The 434-nt window shown below is 40.8% G+C and carries 1 pseudogene; it reads left to right on the top strand.

The window, feature by feature from the left end:
• Window positions 1–434: pseudogene (locus STRDD04_RS11215) on the top strand (hypothetical protein); the annotation flags it as partial.

The raw sequence follows: 434 nt of genomic DNA, 5'->3' as shown, positions 1-434 counted from the left end.
CCCCCAACTACAAAGAGACTAAAGGTCTAACGGGAGATGAACTTCGTAAAGCAATGGCTGAAAACCTTGATCTTTACCGTGAAGCTGTTGAACTTGGTTTGACAATTCAGGCTAAGTCAGTGGATGACTTGAAGAAATCCATCGCACTTTATAAAGATAATCAAAAAGCTTATGAAGAAACAAGTGCAAACCGTGAAAAGGCTGTAAAAGACGGTCAATCTAGCCTATCTGCTTCAACCAAAGAAGTGGACCAACTCATGGAACAAGCCAAGAAAGCAGGCTTACTTGTAACAGAATCGACTACGGACAAAACCCCCAACTACAAAGAGACTAAAGGTCTAACAGGTGATGCCCTTCGTAAAGTGATGGCTGAAAATGTAGCCTTGTACAAAGAAGCTATTAAAGCAGGTATCGCTCTTCAAAATAAATCAGTT

It is taken from the genome of Streptococcus sp. DD04 (assembly GCF_001578725.1).
Lineage (GTDB): Bacteria > Bacillota > Bacilli > Lactobacillales > Streptococcaceae > Streptococcus > Streptococcus sinensis.
Note: the sequence above shows the minus strand (reverse complement) of the source record. Positions and strands in the feature narration are given on the sequence as shown.